At 69.7% G+C, this 15,834-nt stretch carries 14 protein-coding genes and 1 pseudogene; 3 read left to right on the forward strand and 12 right to left on the reverse strand.

Features of this window, described 5'->3' with window-relative positions; genetic code table 11:
• Positions 1-33: 33 nt before the first annotated feature.
• The 5 genes from ACFU53_RS07420 to ACFU53_RS07440 form a co-directional block, all read right to left on the reverse strand.
• On the reverse strand, positions 34-879 hold the full coding sequence (locus tag ACFU53_RS07420) for a carbohydrate ABC transporter permease (RefSeq protein WP_383987084.1): 846 nt from the start codon (positions 877-879) through the stop codon (positions 34-36).
• Complete coding sequence (locus ACFU53_RS07425) at positions 876-2,231, reverse strand: ABC transporter permease subunit (protein WP_383987087.1); 1,356 nt, start codon at positions 2,229-2,231, stop codon at positions 876-878. The genes ACFU53_RS07420 and ACFU53_RS07425 overlap by 4 nt, the downstream gene beginning before the upstream one ends.
• Before the next feature lie 5 nt (positions 2,232-2,236).
• Positions 2,237-3,565 (reverse strand): ABC transporter substrate-binding protein, encoded by a 1,329-nt coding sequence (locus ACFU53_RS07430; protein WP_383987090.1) that lies wholly within the window; start codon positions 3,563-3,565, stop codon positions 2,237-2,239.
• A gap of 52 nt (positions 3,566-3,617) precedes the next feature.
• Positions 3,618-5,264 carry a glycoside hydrolase family 13 protein gene (locus ACFU53_RS07435; RefSeq protein ID WP_383987093.1) on the reverse strand — a complete coding sequence of 549 codons (1,647 nt, stop codon included), beginning with the start codon at positions 5,262-5,264 and terminating at the stop codon, positions 3,618-3,620.
• 196 nt (positions 5,265-5,460) lie between these two features.
• Entirely contained in the window at positions 5,461-6,729 is a 1,269-nt protein-coding gene (locus ACFU53_RS07440) for an ABC transporter substrate-binding protein (RefSeq protein WP_383987096.1), read from the reverse strand.
• A 124-nt stretch (positions 6,730-6,853) separates the two neighbouring features.
• Here ACFU53_RS07440 and ACFU53_RS07445 point away from each other — a divergent pair, with 124 nt between their 5' ends.
• From ACFU53_RS07445 to ACFU53_RS07455, 3 genes are read left to right on the forward strand one after another with little or no spacing between them, the layout of a single operon-like run.
• Entirely contained in the window at positions 6,854-7,369 is a 516-nt protein-coding gene (locus ACFU53_RS07445; RefSeq protein WP_383987099.1) for a PadR family transcriptional regulator, read from the forward strand.
• Positions 7,366-8,115: an ABC transporter ATP-binding protein gene (locus tag ACFU53_RS07450; RefSeq protein WP_383987102.1), complete on the forward strand. Its 750-nt coding sequence runs from the start codon at positions 7,366-7,368 to the stop codon at positions 8,113-8,115. Before ACFU53_RS07445 ends, ACFU53_RS07450 begins: the two co-directional genes overlap by 4 nt.
• Before the next feature lie 3 nt (positions 8,116-8,118).
• On the forward strand, positions 8,119-10,413 hold the full coding sequence (locus ACFU53_RS07455; protein ID WP_383987105.1) for an FtsX-like permease family protein: 2,295 nt from the start codon (positions 8,119-8,121) through the stop codon (positions 10,411-10,413).
• 72 nt (positions 10,414-10,485) lie between these two features.
• On the opposite strand, the pseudogene ACFU53_RS07460 reads toward ACFU53_RS07455, so the two are convergent.
• The 7 genes and pseudogenes from ACFU53_RS07460 to ACFU53_RS07490 all read right to left on the reverse strand — a co-directional run.
• Positions 10,486-10,641, reverse strand: a pseudogene (locus ACFU53_RS07460) (GNAT family N-acetyltransferase); the annotation flags it as partial.
• 186 nt (positions 10,642-10,827) lie between these two features.
• On the reverse strand, positions 10,828-11,832 hold the full coding sequence (locus ACFU53_RS07465; protein WP_383987108.1) for a hypothetical protein: 1,005 nt from the start codon (positions 11,830-11,832) through the stop codon (positions 10,828-10,830).
• A 111-nt stretch (positions 11,833-11,943) separates the two neighbouring features.
• On the reverse strand, positions 11,944-12,381 hold the full coding sequence (locus ACFU53_RS07470) for a VOC family protein (protein WP_383987111.1): 438 nt from the start codon (positions 12,379-12,381) through the stop codon (positions 11,944-11,946).
• 49 nt (positions 12,382-12,430) lie between these two features.
• Positions 12,431-13,396: a YihY/virulence factor BrkB family protein gene (locus tag ACFU53_RS07475; protein WP_383987114.1), complete on the reverse strand. Its 966-nt coding sequence runs from the start codon at positions 13,394-13,396 to the stop codon at positions 12,431-12,433.
• Positions 13,397-13,508: 112 nt separating this feature from the next.
• Positions 13,509-14,480 carry a polyphosphate kinase 2 gene (gene ppk2 / locus ACFU53_RS07480; protein WP_383987117.1) on the reverse strand — a complete coding sequence of 324 codons (972 nt, stop codon included), beginning with the start codon at positions 14,478-14,480 and terminating at the stop codon, positions 13,509-13,511.
• Between the two features lie 142 nt (positions 14,481-14,622).
• On the reverse strand, positions 14,623-14,865 hold the full coding sequence (locus ACFU53_RS07485) for a DUF6411 family protein (RefSeq protein ID WP_383987120.1): 243 nt from the start codon (positions 14,863-14,865) through the stop codon (positions 14,623-14,625).
• A 392-nt stretch (positions 14,866-15,257) separates the two neighbouring features.
• On the reverse strand, positions 15,258-15,782 hold the full coding sequence (locus tag ACFU53_RS07490) for a MarR family winged helix-turn-helix transcriptional regulator (protein ID WP_383987123.1): 525 nt from the start codon (positions 15,780-15,782) through the stop codon (positions 15,258-15,260).
• Positions 15,783-15,834 lie beyond the last annotated feature (52 nt).

A 15,834-nucleotide genomic window follows, 5' to 3' on the forward strand; every position in this document is an offset into this window, starting at 1 on the left:
CCGGAGCTTCACCGGTCCGGAGCTGCACCGGTCCTACTTCACTGATCCCGCCATGACCCCCTGCACGAAGTGCCGTTGGAACGCGAAGAACACGACCACGGGCACGATCAGCGACAGGAACGCGCCCGGTGCGAGCACGTCGATGTTGCTGCCGAACTGCCTTATTTGCGACTGCAGTTCCACCGTCAAGGGCTGTGCCGAGCTGTCGGCGAACAGCAGCGCCACCAGCATGTCGTTCCACACCCACAGGAACTGGAAGATGGCGAGGCTCGCGAGGGCGGGCCGCCCGACCGGCAGGACGAGCCGGGTGAAGATGCGCCACTCGCCGCCCCCGTCCATGCGGGCCGCCTCCAGCATCTCCTTCGGTATCTCGGCGAAGTAGTTCCGCAGCAGGAAGATCGCGAACGGCAGTCCGTAGGAGACGTGGAAGAGGACGACGCCCGGGATCGTGCCGAACAGGCCCAGCTGGCCGAAGAGTTTGGCCACCGGCAACAGACCGATCTGCACCGGCACCACCAGCAGGGCGACCACGAGCAGGAAGAGCGGGTCGCGGCCGGGGAAGTCCAGCCAGGCGAAGGCGTATCCGGCGAGCGCTGCGATGACCACGACGAGCACGGTCGTGGGCACCGAGATCAGCACGGTGTTCCAGAACGCCTGGGTGATGCCGGCGTTCCCCAGCAGCGCCGAGTAGTTGTCGAAGGACAGCTGGCCGGGGCTGGTGAGCGCCGTCCACCAGCCGCCTCTGGCCGTGTCCTCGGTGGACCGCAGGGACGACAGGAGCAGGCCGGCGAGCGGGGTGAGCCAGATCAGCCCGACGAGCACGAGGAAGGCCTGGACGAGGCTGCTGCCGAGCGCCCGCCTGAGCGCGTTGACCTTCATCGCTGACTCCCTCGGAAGCGGCGGACGTTGAAGACCATGGCGGGGACGACGAGCAGCAGGAGCAGTACGCCGAGCGCGCTGCCGAGTCCCTGGTCGTTGCCGCCGCCGAAGGACACCAGCCACATCTGGGTGGCCAGCACGGTGGCGTCCTCCTGCACCGGTCCGGGCGCGATGATGTAGACGAGGTCGAAGACCTTCATCACGTTGATGACGAGGGTCACGAAGACCACGGTCAGTACGGGTGCCAGCAGCGGCACGGTGATCCTGCGGAACACCTGCCACTCGCCCGCGCCGTCCATGCGCGCCGCCTCCAGGGTGTCCCGCGGCAGCGTCGACAGGCCCGCGCCGATCAGCACCATCGCGAAGCCGGTCCAGATCCACAGATAGGCGCCGATGATCGCCGGGGTGACGAGCGTCGGACCGAGCCAGGAGACACCGTCGTAGGGCGGGGCGAAGTTCGAGCCGGGCAGCGTGACGGTGTAGGAGCCCGCTTCCAGGCCCGGGAAGCGGAAGGAGCCGTCGGCCGCGGTGGTGGTGCTCGCGACCGTCTTCCCGTCGCGCACGGCCTCGACCTTCATCTCCGGCAGTCCGCTCTCCCGGCGGTCCACCGCGCCCTGCTTCCCTCCCCCGCCGGGGGTGAAGTCCAGGTAGACGACGCCGCGCAGTTCGTCGGGGCCCGCTTTCCCGGCGGCCGCCCCGTAGGCGGGTTCCGCGCCCTGGATGTCCTTGGGCGCGACGCCGACCAGGCCGAGGGAGACCGTGTCGCCCGGTGACACGGTCGTGCTCGTACGGTACGAGCCGTCGTCACCGGCGGTGAGGCCCTGGCCGTCACGGGCGCGGGCCGTCGGGTATGAGGCGGTGCCCTGGAAGGCGTCGTGGATGCCGACTGCCGCCGCGTTGAGGACGCCCTTGTCGGGGTCCTCGTCGTAGGCGAGCCGGAAGATGATGCCGGCGGCCAGGAAGGAGACGGCCATGGGCATGAAGAGCAGCAGCTTGAACGCGGTGGCCCAGCGGATCTTCTCGACGAGCACGGCGAGGATCAGTCCCAGCCCCGTGAGGAGGGCGGGCGCCACGACGACCCAGATGACGGTGTTGCGGACGGCCTTGAGGGTGGCCGGGTCGCGGAACATCTCGGTGTAGTTGTCGCCACCCACGAACCGCGTCCCGGAGGCGTCGAAGAAGCTGCGGCCGACCGAGAACAGCACCGGGTAGAGGACGAGGGCGCCGAGCAGGAGCAGCGCGGGGAAGACGAAGAGCAGGGCGATGATCCTCCCCCGCCGCCGGGCGCGCCGCTTGGGGGCGGCGGTTCCGGCGGCGGGCGGACCGCCCACCTTCGTGAGTGTGGCGGTCATCGCGATCAGCCCTTGTAGGCCTTGGCCGCGGCGGCCTCCAGCTGCGCCGCGGTCCCCTTCGGGTCGGACGGGTCGCGCAGGAAGTCCTGGAGGATCTTCCACTCGCCGGCGCCCTTCGTCCCGCCGAACGCGGCCGGAGCCTGGTCGGACATGTCGAAGCGGACGGAGTCCCCGGCGGTTATGAGGGACTTGGCGGTCGTACGGGTGACGTCGTCGCCGTAGGAGGCGAGGTCGAGCTCCTTGTTCGGGGACAGGAAGCCGCCCGTCTCCGCCCACACAGCGGCGGCTTCGGGGGTGGCCAGGTACTCCAGGAGGGCCATGCCCGCCTTGGTGTTCTTGCCGTCCTTGAGGACGACGGCCGCGTCGCCACCGCTGACCACGGGGGCCTCGCCGCCTCCGACGGGCGGGAACGGGAAGAAGTTCGCGTCCTCGCCGATCTTCCGGCCGAACTGGTCCTTGGCGACACCGGCGACGAAGTCGCCCTCGTAGACCATTCCGGCCTCGGGCTCGGGTCCGAAGACCTTCTCGACGGAGCCCGGGAAGTCGGTGTTGAGGGCGCCGTTCTGCCCGCCCGCCAGGAGCTGTTTGTCCTTGAAGAGCTTGCTGAGCGTGGTGAGCGCGTCGACCACGCTCTGGTCGGTCCACTTCAGCTTGTGCGCGGCGAGGGCGTCGTACTTCTCGGGGCCGGCCTGGGAGAGGTAGACGTTCTCGAACCAGTCGGTGAGCGTCCAGCCGTCCTGGCCCGCGACGGAGAAGGCGGCGAGGCCCGAGTCGGAGACGGTCCGCCCGGCCTTCAGCATCTCGTCGTACGTCTTCGGCGGCTGGACGCCGGCCTGGTCGAGGGCGTCGGGGCTGTACCAGACGGTCGACTTGTGGGCGGCCTTGAAGTACAGGCCGTAGAGGGTGTCGTCGACACTGCCGTAGTCCTTCCACACGTTCGCGTAGTTGGCGTCGACGGACTTCTGGGTGGTCTGGGACAGCGGCTTGAGCCACCCGTTCCCGGCGAACTGCTGGAGCACGCCGACCTGCGGGACCATCACCACGTCGGGGGCGTTGCCGCCCTCGATCTTGCTGCCGACGACGGTGGAGACGTTGTCGCCGGTGGACACGAACTGGGTCTTGGCGCCGGTCTTCTCGGTGAAGGCGTCCAGCACCTTCTGGAAGTTCTTCTGCTCGCTGCCGGACCAGACGCCGGCCACGGAGACCGTCTGACCGCTGAGCGCCTTGTCGCCGCCGCCTGCGGAGACGGGGCCGCCGCCTCCGCATGCGGTCGCGCCGAGCGCCAGGGCGAGGGCGGTGCAGCCGGTGAGCAGGGTGGTACGTCGTCGCATCATCGTTGATGTCCCTTCGGGGAGGGTGATTGACGGGGTGGGGAGGTGTGGGGCTTCAGGAATCGGTGTCGTCGCCGATCCACCAGGCGGCCGTGGAGCCGGGGAGCACCCCGGCCGGGCAGGGGCCGCTGGACAGCAGCGGGGTGCCGGAGACGGGCGCCGGGGCGGGTGCCGTACCGAAGTTGACGGCGCAGACCAGGCCGTCGCCGCGGACGAAGCCGAGGACGCCGGGCTGGGTCTCCAGCCAGCGCAGCGTGCCCTCGCCCAGCTGGGGCAGCGCGGCCCGCAGCTGGAGGCCGTCGCGGTACAGGTGCCAGAAGGAGCGGGTGTCGGCGAGGGCGCGGTCGGTGGCGTACTCGGCGAAGTACTCGGGCTGCGGCAGCCAGGGCTTGGCACCCTCGACGCCGGAGGTGAAGCCGAACGGCGAGGCCTGCCCGGACCACGGCAGCGGCACCCGGCAGCCGTCACGGATACGGGCGCGACTGCCGGTGCGGCGGAAGATCGGGTCGGTGAGGACGTCGTCGGGCAGGTCGACGACCTCGGGCAGGCCCAGTTCCTCGCCCTGGTAGATGTACGCGGCCCCGGGCAGCGCCAGCATCAGCAGGGCGGCCGCGCGGGCGCGGGCGGCGCCGAGGCCGCTGCCCTCGACGGCGGGCTCGCCGTAGCGGGTCACCGTGCGGACCTGGTCGTGGTTGTTGAGGACCCAGGTGACGGTCGAGCCCGTGCCCGCGATGTCCTGCATGGCCTCGGAGATGACCTTGCGGAAGGCGTCGGCGTCCCACGAGGCGCTCAGCAGGTCGAAGAAGAAGGCCTGGTGCAGTTCGTCGGGACGGACGTACTCCGCGTGTTCGCGTGCCGTCGGGACCGAGACCTCGCCGACCAGGAGCCGCTCGCGGCCGTCGTGCGCCGTGTACTCCTCGCACACCGCCCGCCAGTGCCGCCACACCTCGTGCACCTCGGGCTGGTTCCAGGCGAGCGGGTTGACCGAGTCGCGGGTGCGGGCGTCGGCCTCGGGGTCCGGCGAGTCGGGCAGCTCGGGGTGCTTGAAGAGGCCGGCGGCGACGTCGATGCGGAAGCCGTCGACACCCCGGTCGAGCCAGAAGCGCAGGACGCGGTCGAAGTACGCGCCGACCTCGGGGCTACGCCAGTTCCAGTCGGGCTGCTCGGGCGTGAACATGTGCAGATACCACTGGCCCGGACGGCCGTCCGCCTCCGTGACGCGGGACCAGGCGGAGCCGCCGAACATGGCGTGCCAGTTGTTGGGCGGCTCGACCCCGTCCGGTCCCCGCCCGTCGGCGAAGTGGAAGCGGGCCCGGGCCGCGCTGCCGGGCGCGGAGACCAGCGCCTCGCGGAACCACGGGTGCTCGCTGGAGCAGTGGTTGGGAACGATGTCGAGCAGCACCTTGACGCCCAGCCGCCGGGCAGCAGCCACCAACAGGTCGAACTCGGTGAGATCGCCGAAGAGCGGGTCGACGTCGCAGTAGTCGGCGACGTCGTAGCCGTGGTCGTGCTGTGGGGAGGGGAAGAAGGGACTCAGCCAGATCCCGTCGACGCCCAGCTTCTTCAGATACGGCAGCCCGGCCCGGACTCCGGCGAGATCGCCGACGCCGTCACCGGTGCTGTCCAGGAAGCTGCGGACGTACACCTGGTAGATCACTGCGTCACGCCACCAGCGACGCGTGTCGATGTGCTTGGAGCTCACCCGTTGACCTGTCTGTGCGAGTTGACAGTTATGCATGCATGTTATGTAGGCGTTTCACGAAGGTGTCAACGAATGGACAGCAGGTATCTGTCAGCCAGGCCGCTATATACCGACTTTTCATCCCAGCGGGGAGCAGGTCGATACGCGGGCGTTACCTAACATGTAACTAGGGGGAGCGTGCGCGGCCGGGAGAACGTCAGCCGCGGCGGGAGATGTCGGCCAGCTCCCGGGCCAGCCGCCGCACCGCTGCCTCGGGCGTCGAGTGCCCGGTCATCGCGTCGTGCACGACCGCCTGCACGACCATGCTGACCTGGTCGTAGCGCGGGCTCTTCGGGCGCGGCGCGGCCTTGAGGACGCTCGCGCGCAGAGTCGGCAGGTACGGGAACTCCCGCACCAGTTCCGGGTCCTTGTACAGATCCGCGCGTACGGGAGGCAGCGCACCCCGGGTGAGGACCTGCCGCTGGACGCGCTCACTGGTGAGGTAGGTGATCAGGCGTGCGGCGGTGTCGGGGTGTTCGGCGTGCGCGTTGACGGCCAGGTTGGAGCCGCCGAGCACACTGGTTCCGGGCCCGTCCGAACCCGGTAGCGGTACGGCGCCGACCTTCCCGGCGACCGCGGAACCCTTGCCGGAGGCACTGACGTACGCGTAGGGCCAGTTGCGCAGGAAGAGCAGCCGGCCGTCCTGGAAGGCCTGCCTGGACTCCTCCTCCTTGTACTCCAGCGCCTCCTTTGGCACCCAGCCGTCGCGTACGCCGCGGGCGAGGAACCCGATGCCCTCGCTGGCGGCCGAGTCGACGGTGACGCGATCGCCCTCGTCGCCCAGGATCGTGCCGCCCGCCGAGTACACGGCCTCAGCCGCGTTGACGGTGAGACCCTCGTAGGGCAGGAACTGACCCGCGTAGCCGTCGAGTCCGTGCTTGGGCGCGATGGTCTTCGCGTAGTGCTCCAGTTCGGCCCAGGTGCGGGGCGGCGGGACGCCCGCTTCGGCGAGGACGTCCTTGCGGTAGAGGAGCAGGCCGGCGTTGGTGACGTACGGGACGGCGTACAGCTGTCCGTCGTACGTGGCCGTGTCCACGACCGGCGGGAGGAAGCTGCTCAGCGGGAAGCGGTTCCGCGGCAGCGGGCGGATCCAGCCGGCGGCGGCGAACTCCGAGGTCCAGGTGACGTCGATGTTGAGCACGTCGAAGCGGCCTCGTTCGCCCCCGCGCAGATCGGTGATCATCTGGGCGCGGGTCTCGTCGGCGGAGTCCGGCAGTTCGACGAGGGTGACCTTCTCACCGGGGTGTGCGCGGTTCCAGCCCTGAAGGAGCGGGCCGAGGTAGCCGGTGAGGTCGCCCGCGGTGGCGAGGGTCAGCGGTCCGCGGCCCTCGAGTCCGTCGTCGGCCTGAGCGCCGGACGCGCCATAACCGGCCAGAACGACCGCGAGGACGAGGAGGCCCCTACCGGCGGCGCGTATCCACCGCATAGGTTCCTCCCTGTACACCGGCGCCGGGCACCTTCGCCCGGAGTCAGAGGCCATGTATACCTGTTAGGTATGGGCGATACTAGGGCCTGGAACACAATACGAGGCTGCGAGGAGGACAGCTCGAGTGCGCCTGCCCCTCCTGGCCTTGCTGGCGCGCGGCCCGGCCCATGGCTACGAGCTCAAGCAGGACCTTGAGCAACTGCTGGGTGCCGCGTACCCTCAGCCGAACATCGGCCAGATCTACGTGACCCTCGGCCGCCTCGAGAAGTCGGGACTGATCGAGGGCGAGGAGGTCGAGCAGTCGAGCCGGCCCAACAAGAAGATCTACCACCTCACCGATGCCGGGCAGGAAGCGCTGCGCGCCTGGTACGAGGAGACGGCGGACGAGCCTCGGGTGCGGGACGAGTTCTTCATGAAGCTCGCGCTCGCCCCGCAGACCGGTCTCGCCAACCAGATCGCCCTGATCAACAAGCAACGGCGCCACTACCTGAACACCATGCGCAACCTGTCGAAACTCTCCACGGCCGACAACCGGGACAACCGCATCGCCCAGCTGCTCATCGAGGGCGCCATGCTGCACCTCCAGGCCGACCTCGACTGGCTGGAGCGCTGCCAGGAGGAACTGGAGGAGTTGGAGTGAGCGACGCCCCCACTCCTGTGCTGCGGGCCGAGAGCCTCGTCAAGACCCACTACGGACAGGGCGCGCCCGCCCATGCCGTGCGTGGGGTAAATCTGTGCGTGCGGCCCGGTGAGTTCGTGGCCGTCACCGGTCCGTCCGGCGCGGGCAAGTCGACGCTGTTGCATCTGCTCGGCGGACTGCAGCGGCCGGACAGCGGCAGCATCTGGCTGGCCGGCGAGCGCACGGACGCCTACAGCGAGGCGCGGTGGGCAGTGGAGCGCCGACGTCGCATCGGCATCGTCTTCCAGTTCTTCAACCTGGTCTCCAATCTGTCGGTCGCGGACAATGTGGAACTGCCCGCGTTGCTGGCCGGGGTCTCCGCCAGGCGGGCACGCGCCGAGCGTGAGGGGCTGCTGGCCGAGCTGGGTCTCGCGGGCAAGGAGCGGAGCATGCCGGGCGAGCTGTCCGGCGGCGAGCAGCAGCGGGTCGCGCTGGCCCGGGCCCTGGTCAACCATCCTCCGCTGCTGCTGGCCGACGAGCCCGCGGGCAGCCTGGACAGCAAGGGCACGCGTGAGGTGATGCGGCTGCTGTCCCGTTTCCACCAGCGGGGCCAGACGATCCTCCTGGTCACTCATGACGCACGGCTGGCGAGCGCCGCGGACCGGGTGATCAGCTTCTTCGACGGCCGCATAGCCGACGACGTCGAGCTGGACGGCACGCCGTCACCCGGCGCGGGGACCTCCGCCGTGCTGGAGCTGAAGGACTGACCGATGCGAGCCACGTTGCGCTGGGCGCACTCGGACCTGCGGACACATCGCGGCGAGGCGCTGTTCCTGGTATTCGCCACCGTCGGGATCGTCGCCTCCCTGCTGCTGGCGACGGCTCTCTTCGGGTACGCGACGAACCCTTGGCAGCGTGTCTTCACGCAGTCCCGGGGCGCGCATGTGTGGATCCACACCGCTCTCTCCGCCGACGCGTCCGGGCTCGCCGGTCTGGACGGCGTCGAGTCTGTCGCGGGCCCCTACCCCACCGCCTCCGCCACGGTCACCTCCCGTGGCGCCCGTGCCTCCGTCGAGCTGCGTGGCATCGCCGAACGGCCCGTCACCGGCCGCCCGTTGCTCACCTCCGGCCGCTGGCTGGACCCGGGGAGGCCCGACGGTGTGGTGCTGGAGAGCAGCCTCGCCCAGGCGCTGCTGGCCGAGCCCGGGGACGTACTCACACTGCCCGGCGGCACCGGAACGCGGACCGTCCTGGGCATCGCCGACAGCGCCGAGCCGCGCTATCGCAGGGGCGAGCGGCCGGGACTGGTCTGGGCCCCGCCGTCCGCCCTGCCGCGCACCGGCTCCGACAGCGGCCAGGTGATCGGGCTGCGCCTGACGGACCCCGACGACACCGACTACGCCGTCCAGCGTGCCGTCACCACGCTCGGTGCCGGCGCCGTCAGCGAGGTCTCCGCCTGGCAGCAGGCGCGGGCCGAGGCAGAGGGCGAGGACCGGCTGCTCGGCCTGGTGCTGGGGTTGTTCGGGCTCGGCGCGCTGGTCGCCGCCGGACTCGCCGTGCACGGGGCGATCGGCACCCGCATCCGAGGTCATCTGCGGGACATCTCGGTCCTCAAGGCGATCGGTTTCACGCCGGGCCAGGTGGTGCGCGTCTTCCTGCTGCAGCACCTCGCGTACGCGCTGCTGGGCGCCGTGGCCGGGGCGGCGCTCACGCAGGCTCTGGGCCCCAGGATGCCCGGCCGCCTGGGGGACGCGGTCGGCGTGTGGCAGGGGCTGGCGGGGCATACGGCGGCTCTCGTCGCGGTGCCGGTGGGGGCGGTGCTGTTCATCGGGGCGACCACCGGGCTCGCGGCCTGGCGGGCAGGGCGGGTGCCTCCGGTTCCGGTGCCGCGGACCGCCGCACCGGCCGGCGGACGTCTGTCGGGCGTGGCGCGCCGGGCGCTCGGCCTGCGGCTGCCGCCCGCACTGGTCCTCGGCTGGCACAGGGCGTTCACCTGCCGCCCTCGCGCACTGGCCACGATCGCCCGACTCGCCCTGCCGCTGATGCTGATCGTGGTGGCGATGAGCGCGTGGACGACCATGGACCGCTTCCACAGCCGACCGGAGCAGATGGGCCTGGCGGCCGCGCTCACCGTGCGCGCCGACGACGGCCTGAGCGACCCGGCGACACGGGCACTCCTGGCTCGCAGTCCCGAGGTCGCCGCCGCCTACCCGGGCGTCGAGGTGGCGGCCCTGGTGCCGGGCCAGACGGCCACGATCGCGCTGCGCGGCCTCGGCACCGGCGGGGACCCGTACCCCTACACGCTGGCCGAGGGCCATGCCGCCCAGGGTCCCGACGAGGCGGTGGCCGGGCAGGGACTGCTCGACCTGCTGGACGTGCGGGTCGGCGACTGGGTGCGCATGACCGTGGGCGGCCGGCCACAGATCCTGCACATCGTGGGCCGCAGCATCGAGCCGGAGAACGCCGGCCGCGTCATCTCCACCTCGCTCGACACCCTCCGGGAGAACGACCCCGGACTCCGGCCGACGCTCTACCAGGTCCGGCTGCGGGCCGGCGCGGACCCACAACGGGTCGCCACCGAGCTGACCACCGCGGCCGACCGCGGACAGCTGGACGTGCATGCTGTGACGAACCCCGCCGACCGGCTGTCGCCGCTGCGCGGCGTCGTCGTCGGCCTGCTCGGCGTCCTCGCGCTCATCGGACTCGTCGAGCTGCTGACTGTCATCGGCGGCACCGTGCGCGAGGGCGAACGGGATCTGCTGGCGCTCAAGGCGATCGGACTGTCGCCGCGGCAGATCACCGCGATCACCGTCACGGCCACGGGTTGTACCGCCGTGGCCGCGATCGCGGTCGCCATGGCGCTGGGCCTCCCCCTCGCGCGGTGGCTGATCGACGCCCAGGGCCGGTCGAGCGGCATCGGGGCCGGCATCGCGCAGGGGCCCTCCGCTGTGGCACTGTCCGCCTTCGGGGCTGCAGCGGTACTGGGTGCCCTGGCCCTCGCGGCTCTCCCCGCGGCCCGCGCCTCCCGCCGCCGCCTCGCGGACACACTGAGCGCGGGGGCGTAGTTCCAGGAAGAAGACCGCACCACCTGACCCGAGCATGACGTCGTCGGTGTTGTAGACGACGTCATGGAGCAATCACCCGGCTGTTGTCTCCTGGAAGCCGCAGGCATCGAAAGAGAACGACCGCAGGTGCTCCTCGAAGTCGACGTGGAGCCATGCGCACTGTGCGGCACGGGCTTCGTGGGCTGCGGTGGCGACCAGCGCGGCGCCGACACCTCCCGCCCGGCGATGCCGCAGCGGGAGGTCAGGCGGCCGAGGCCGTCGTAGGCGTGCAAGCGCCTCGACCTGGGGCCAGTCGCCAACGTGCCCCACCCACGTACCCCGGCGGATGCCACCGACCGATCGCGTACGGAGACACGAGGAAAGGTGTCATGAGGCACACGCGTTATGGTTCGACCAGGTAAGCCCCGGGGTCTCCTATGAGTCGGTCCAGCGGATCGGGTGACCGGATGGATCTGTTGTGAGCCAGGATCCGTCTCCGAGGGGCTGGATGTCGTAGGGATTCTCTCCGTGCGCGTCGAACGCAGCTTGGACCTGGCCGGAGCGCACATCGACGCGGTAGTGGCGGAACCACTCCTGCTCGTCCTCGGTTTCGCCGGTGAGGGTGACGATGACGTTGTCCAGGCTCAGGTAGCCGCCGCTCCATTCCACGTAGATCTCGTCCGGGTCATGGCCGAAGGCATCGACGGAGAGGGTGAACGTCACCTCGCCGTCCGGGTAAGTGTGGATGGCCATGTCGGCTTGGTCGTGGTCGACAGTCATGAAGTGGCGTCCATCGGGCGACAGGTCGATGAGGCACCGGTCGCTCCAGGGATAGCAGAAGACATCCATCCGGCCCTCGGCCACCGACGCGCGGTAGATGACCGAGCCGTCCTGTCCCTCGCCCACATCGAGCAGGACCTGATCGCTCGCCTGGTGCAACAGTTGCCGGCCGCCATGCCCGACGGTCTGCAGATCCGCCTGCGCGATGACCGCTCCGGTCCCGGCATCCAGGGCGACCCACTGGTCGGAACGGTTACGGCCGGCCATGGCGTCAGGCCGGTAGACCCAGACCACAAGTCCGTCCAACGACAGCACACAGCTGGGCCGGTGTCCGAACTGCTGGTCCGACTGCGGCTTGAACTCCGACCGCCAGACCTCGGCCCCGTCTGCCGTCACGCACACGACCGCGTTCAGGGTCGTGTAGTAGACGCGCTGAAGATCAGCGGGAACGGCGTGGCCGACGACGTCGTCCTCGGCAGACGGCCGACAGACCATGGCGGGCGACAGCACACCCCAGACATCGGCAGCCAGCTCATAGGCGCAGATGCTTCCGTCAACGAGCCGCGTGATGACCTGGAGGGGTCGAGTGGGTTGAGCCATGTTCAGGAGGCTAGCCCCCAGCAGATCTTCCGGAAACAACGATTGTTGAGGATCCGGCACCCAAGATCGAAAGAGCCCGGCACGCCTGCACAACCGAACGCCTTTCCCTGCCTTCGCCGCTGTAGCCGCAGCCCTCATCGGCTACTGCGGAACCACCGGGTGACCCAACCGTCAGGCACTCGGACCGGTACGCACAAAGAGACAGAACGGGTGGCCCGCCGGGTCGCACAGGACGCGTACATCGGCCTGGGGCTGGAAGTCCGCAACGGTCGCCCCCAGGGCAAGGGCTCGATCGGCGGCTGACGGCAAATCGTTCACCTCGATGTCCAGATGCATCATCATCTGCTGCTCGGACCGGGTGGAAGGCCACTGCGGACGGGTGAAGTGCGGCTCTGTCTGGAACGACAGCCCGGCGCTGCCGTCGGGCGGTGCGATCTCCACCCAGCCCGGTTCCTCCCTCTGCATCGGCCACCCGAGCAGTCGTTGGTAGAACTGCGCCAACTTGTGGGCGTTCGGTGCGTCAAGAGTGGTCGCAGCCAACGTAAAACGCGGTTGGGGCTTCATGAAGTGCTGCTGCCCGGCTTCGCTGCTGAAACACCGGCCGTCCATCCCTTGGCCGCTGTCGGAGCCTCGCGATGCCCAATTTTCACGGGCCGGGTCACGGCCCCGGTCCTGGATCCGGCTGCACGGCCTCGGTGATTCCGGCTCGGGCCGCTTCGAGTTGCGCGGCGAACGCGATGCCCAGGAACAGCGCCACGCCGGTCAGGTTGGCCCACAGCAGCAGGGCGACGAACGCCGTCAGCGGTCCGTACACGGCGCCGAATGATCCGCTCTTGGCAACGTAGAGCGCCAGCAGCCACGTGGCCGTGATCCACAGGACCAGGTGGACCGCCGAGCCGAACGCGAGCCATGTGTAGCCCGGCTGGTCCCTGCGCGGAGCCCAGCGGAAGATCACCGCCGACGCGACCCAGGCGAGTACCACGCCCAGTGGCACTTCGAGGGGCCTCCACCAGTCGAGCAGCTCGCGGGGCCAGCCGAGGGCCTCCACCACCGCGTTTCCGACGGCGTCCCCCGCGACGAGCACGAGGAACCCCAGGACCATCGGCATGCCCGCTGCGAGGGCGAGGAGCAGGGACCGCCCGTACTTGGTCAGGAACGGCCGGTCGCGTTCGATGCCGTAGATGCGGTTGGCGCCTCGCTCGACCTGCCCCATCGCCGAGGCGAGGTTGAGTACGGCGAAGGCCAGTCCCAGCCACATGGCGACGGCGTTCCAGACTCCGGAACCGGCGCTGCGCGCGGTGGCGTCCAGAGCGTCCTCGATCAGACTCGCACTGGCGCCCGGCACGATCTGGCCCAGGGTGAGTTCGATGATCCGCCCCACGCTCTCCGTGTGCACCGTGGTGGCCACCCCGACCAGCGCGATGGTGAACGGCACCAGGCCCAGGACCACTTGGAACGCGAGCGAACGGGAGTTGGTGAAGCCGTCGGCGTAGCGGAACCGGGCGAACGCGTCGAGGAGCAGTCGGCGGCCTCCGTAGTGCCTCAGTGCGGTGAGCGCCTCGTCTCCGGAAAGCTCGTCCCCGATCATGTCCCGCGTCTGCGGGACGTGCACAACGGTCCCCATCGAGAACGTCTCCTCCTGTCGTTCGTACGGCCAGACGAGGAACGCGATCTTGCCGCCGGGAGAACCGTACAGCCGGACGACTGCGGCGGTCAGTCGTCAGGTGGATTCGTCGTCAGGTGGATTCGTCGTCAGGTGGATCAGGGTGGTTGCCAGGCCCGCTGGTGCGGTGGGACAAGGGAGTGGGCGAAAGAGTGGTGTCCTCCTCGCCGGGCTCCAGGAGGGTGTTGGCGGCGCCGACGATGAGCGGGTCGGGGGTACCGACCGCCTCAAGATCCTTGCTGGTGTAGTCCATGCGCGACAACAGACTGCGCATGGTTTCCAGCCGGGCGCGACGTTTGTCGTTGCTCTTGACGACGGTCCAGGGGGCGCTTTCGGTGTCGGTGGCGCGGAACATGTCGACCTTGGCCTCGGTGTAGTCGTCCCACTGGTCCAGCGAGGCCAGGTCGGTGGGAGAGAGTTTCCACTGGCGCACCGGGTCGACCTGCCGGATGGCGAAACGGGTGCGCTGCTCGGCGCGGGACACGGAGAACCAGAACTTGACCAGCAGGATGCCGTCGTCGGCGAGCATCCGCTCGAAGGCCGGGCACTGCTCGAGGAACAGCTCGTACTGGTCCTTCGAGCAGTAGCCCATCACGCGCTCCACGCCGGCCCGGTTGTACCAGGAACGGTCGAAGAAGACGATTTCTCCGGCCGTCGGCAGGTGTGCGATGTACCGCTGGAAGTACCACTGACCCGTCTCCCGCTCGGTGGGCTTGTCCAGGGCCACCACTCGTGCGCCACGGGGGTTGAGCCGCTCGGTGAGGCGTTGGATCGTGCCGCCCTTGCCCGCCGCGTCGCGCCCTTCACACACCACGATCACGCGTGCGCCGGTGTCCTTGACCCACCGCTGGAGCTTGAGCAACTCGATCTGCAGGACGCGCTTGAGCCGCTCGTACTCCGTGCGGCCGACCTTGCGGTCGTACGGATGGTTCTCGCGCCAGGTCTTGAGGGGGCGGCCGGTCCCGTCCAGGAGGATCGGCCGCTCCTGTCGACTGGTGTCCACGGTCAGCCCGTCCAGGAGCCTGTCGGCCTGTTCAGCGTTCATCACACCACTCCCGTATAAGCCCGTGTACTCAGTATTGGTGCGCGCCCCTCGACTGTCCGGGACAGGATCCGGCGCCAACCACGAAACGGTGAAGGCTTACCTGCCCCGGACACGCCCACCGGTCGGCATGGCCTCGCGGAGGTCAGAAGGGCATACGGCCACGGGTGCGGCGGCCGGCCGAGCCGCTACGGCCCACAGCGCGGGAACTCGTCCGGAACGGCTTGCTGAAAAGCCTGCCCAGGACGCCGGGCGCCTTGCCGCCGGCCCGCGATCCGGCGCCCAGCGAACGCTGCGTGCCGCGTTCGGGGTGACGGGAGAGACGCGGGACGAAGAAGGCCAGCACGGCCAGGACCACACACACTCCAACAACTGCGGCAACGATCACGATTCTGCTCCCTTGACTGGTCGGGAGTACACGAGTGCCCCGTCACGTCCCCCCTATGTGACTGGCGCCCTGGGCGGCTTCTGCCGACCGGTCGACGGCGGCCCGCCAGAGCGACAGCCCCGCCGGGAGTGCACCACCGGTGGGAAGCTGCAGCGGCCCCCACCTCGCGGGGGCATGCGGCAGCACTCGCCCTCGCCCAGGCCATGCTCGGTATTCCCGACCTCATCCGCGTGCCTGACCGCTCTCGACGCGGAAGGACACACCCCGTAGGGCTTATCGGTCTGCGCACTTGTTCCCACGGCGGGTTCCGTCAGCCTCGACGTCTTGGGTTGCTCACCGGCCTGATCACAGGCAGATGCCAGCCGCCTCGTGAACCACCTGGCCGACGTAGTTCACGCGGGCGCCGGGCCCGGCGTCTCGGCGGAACGCTCTTCGACGAGATCCGGCAGCAGTCCGCGCAGCGCCTCGCGCTGGGCGGGACCCATGAACTGACCGAGCGCGTCGGTGACCGTCTCGGCGAGCGAGTCGGAGGCCTCCTTCAGCAGGCGCCGCGCCTTGTCGGTGAGAGCGACCTGGATGCCCCGCTTGTCGCCGCACACCGACTCGCGGGTGATGAGGTCGGAGTGGCTGAGGCAGGCGATCTGGTAGGTGAGCCGGGTCTTGGGGCGACCCAGGAGTTCCGCGATGCGGGTCATGCGCAGGCCCTCCTCGGGCTGCGCGGCAAGCAGACACAGGATCAGGAACTCGTCGTGGGAGACGCCGAGCCGCTCTTTCACGACCGTGCGCAGCCGCTGCTCCACCGCACCCGTCGCGGCCAGCAGAAGCATCCAGGCGTGCAGCTCGGCGGGCAGCAGGCCGTCCCCCTGCGCGGACGGGCATTCGGACAGGCGAGCAGGGTGCTTGTCGAGGTCGGCCATGGGCCAAGTGTAGCTGTTGTCCAATTTTGGAAGACGGGGGTTGTTCAAATTC

The organism is Streptomyces sp. NPDC057474 (assembly GCF_042802555.1).
In the GTDB taxonomy this organism is placed as follows: domain Bacteria; phylum Actinomycetota; class Actinomycetes; order Streptomycetales; family Streptomycetaceae; genus Streptomyces.

Coding starts and splice junctions, on each gene's coding strand:
- ACFU53_RS07420 (WP_383987084.1), bottom strand. CDS start 879: ATGAAGGTCAACGCGCTCAGGCGGGCGCTCGGCAGCAGCCTCGTCCAG.
- ACFU53_RS07425 (WP_383987087.1), bottom strand. CDS start 2,231: ATGACCGCCACACTCACGAAGGTGGGCGGTCCGCCCGCCGCCGGAACC.
- ACFU53_RS07430 (WP_383987090.1), bottom strand. CDS start 3,565: ATGATGCGACGACGTACCACCCTGCTCACCGGCTGCACCGCCCTCGCC.
- ACFU53_RS07440 (WP_383987096.1), bottom strand. CDS start 6,729: ATGCGGTGGATACGCGCCGCCGGTAGGGGCCTCCTCGTCCTCGCGGTC.
- ACFU53_RS07455 (WP_383987105.1), top strand. CDS start 8,119: ATGCGAGCCACGTTGCGCTGGGCGCACTCGGACCTGCGGACACATCGC.
- ACFU53_RS07470 (WP_383987111.1), bottom strand. CDS start 12,381: ATGGACGGCCGGTGTTTCAGCAGCGAAGCCGGGCAGCAGCACTTCATG.
- ACFU53_RS07475 (WP_383987114.1), bottom strand. CDS start 13,396: ATGGGGACCGTTGTGCACGTCCCGCAGACGCGGGACATGATCGGGGAC.
- ppk2 (WP_383987117.1), bottom strand. CDS start 14,480: ATGAACGCTGAACAGGCCGACAGGCTCCTGGACGGGCTGACCGTGGAC.
- ACFU53_RS07490 (WP_383987123.1), bottom strand. CDS start 15,782: ATGGCCGACCTCGACAAGCACCCTGCTCGCCTGTCCGAATGCCCGTCC.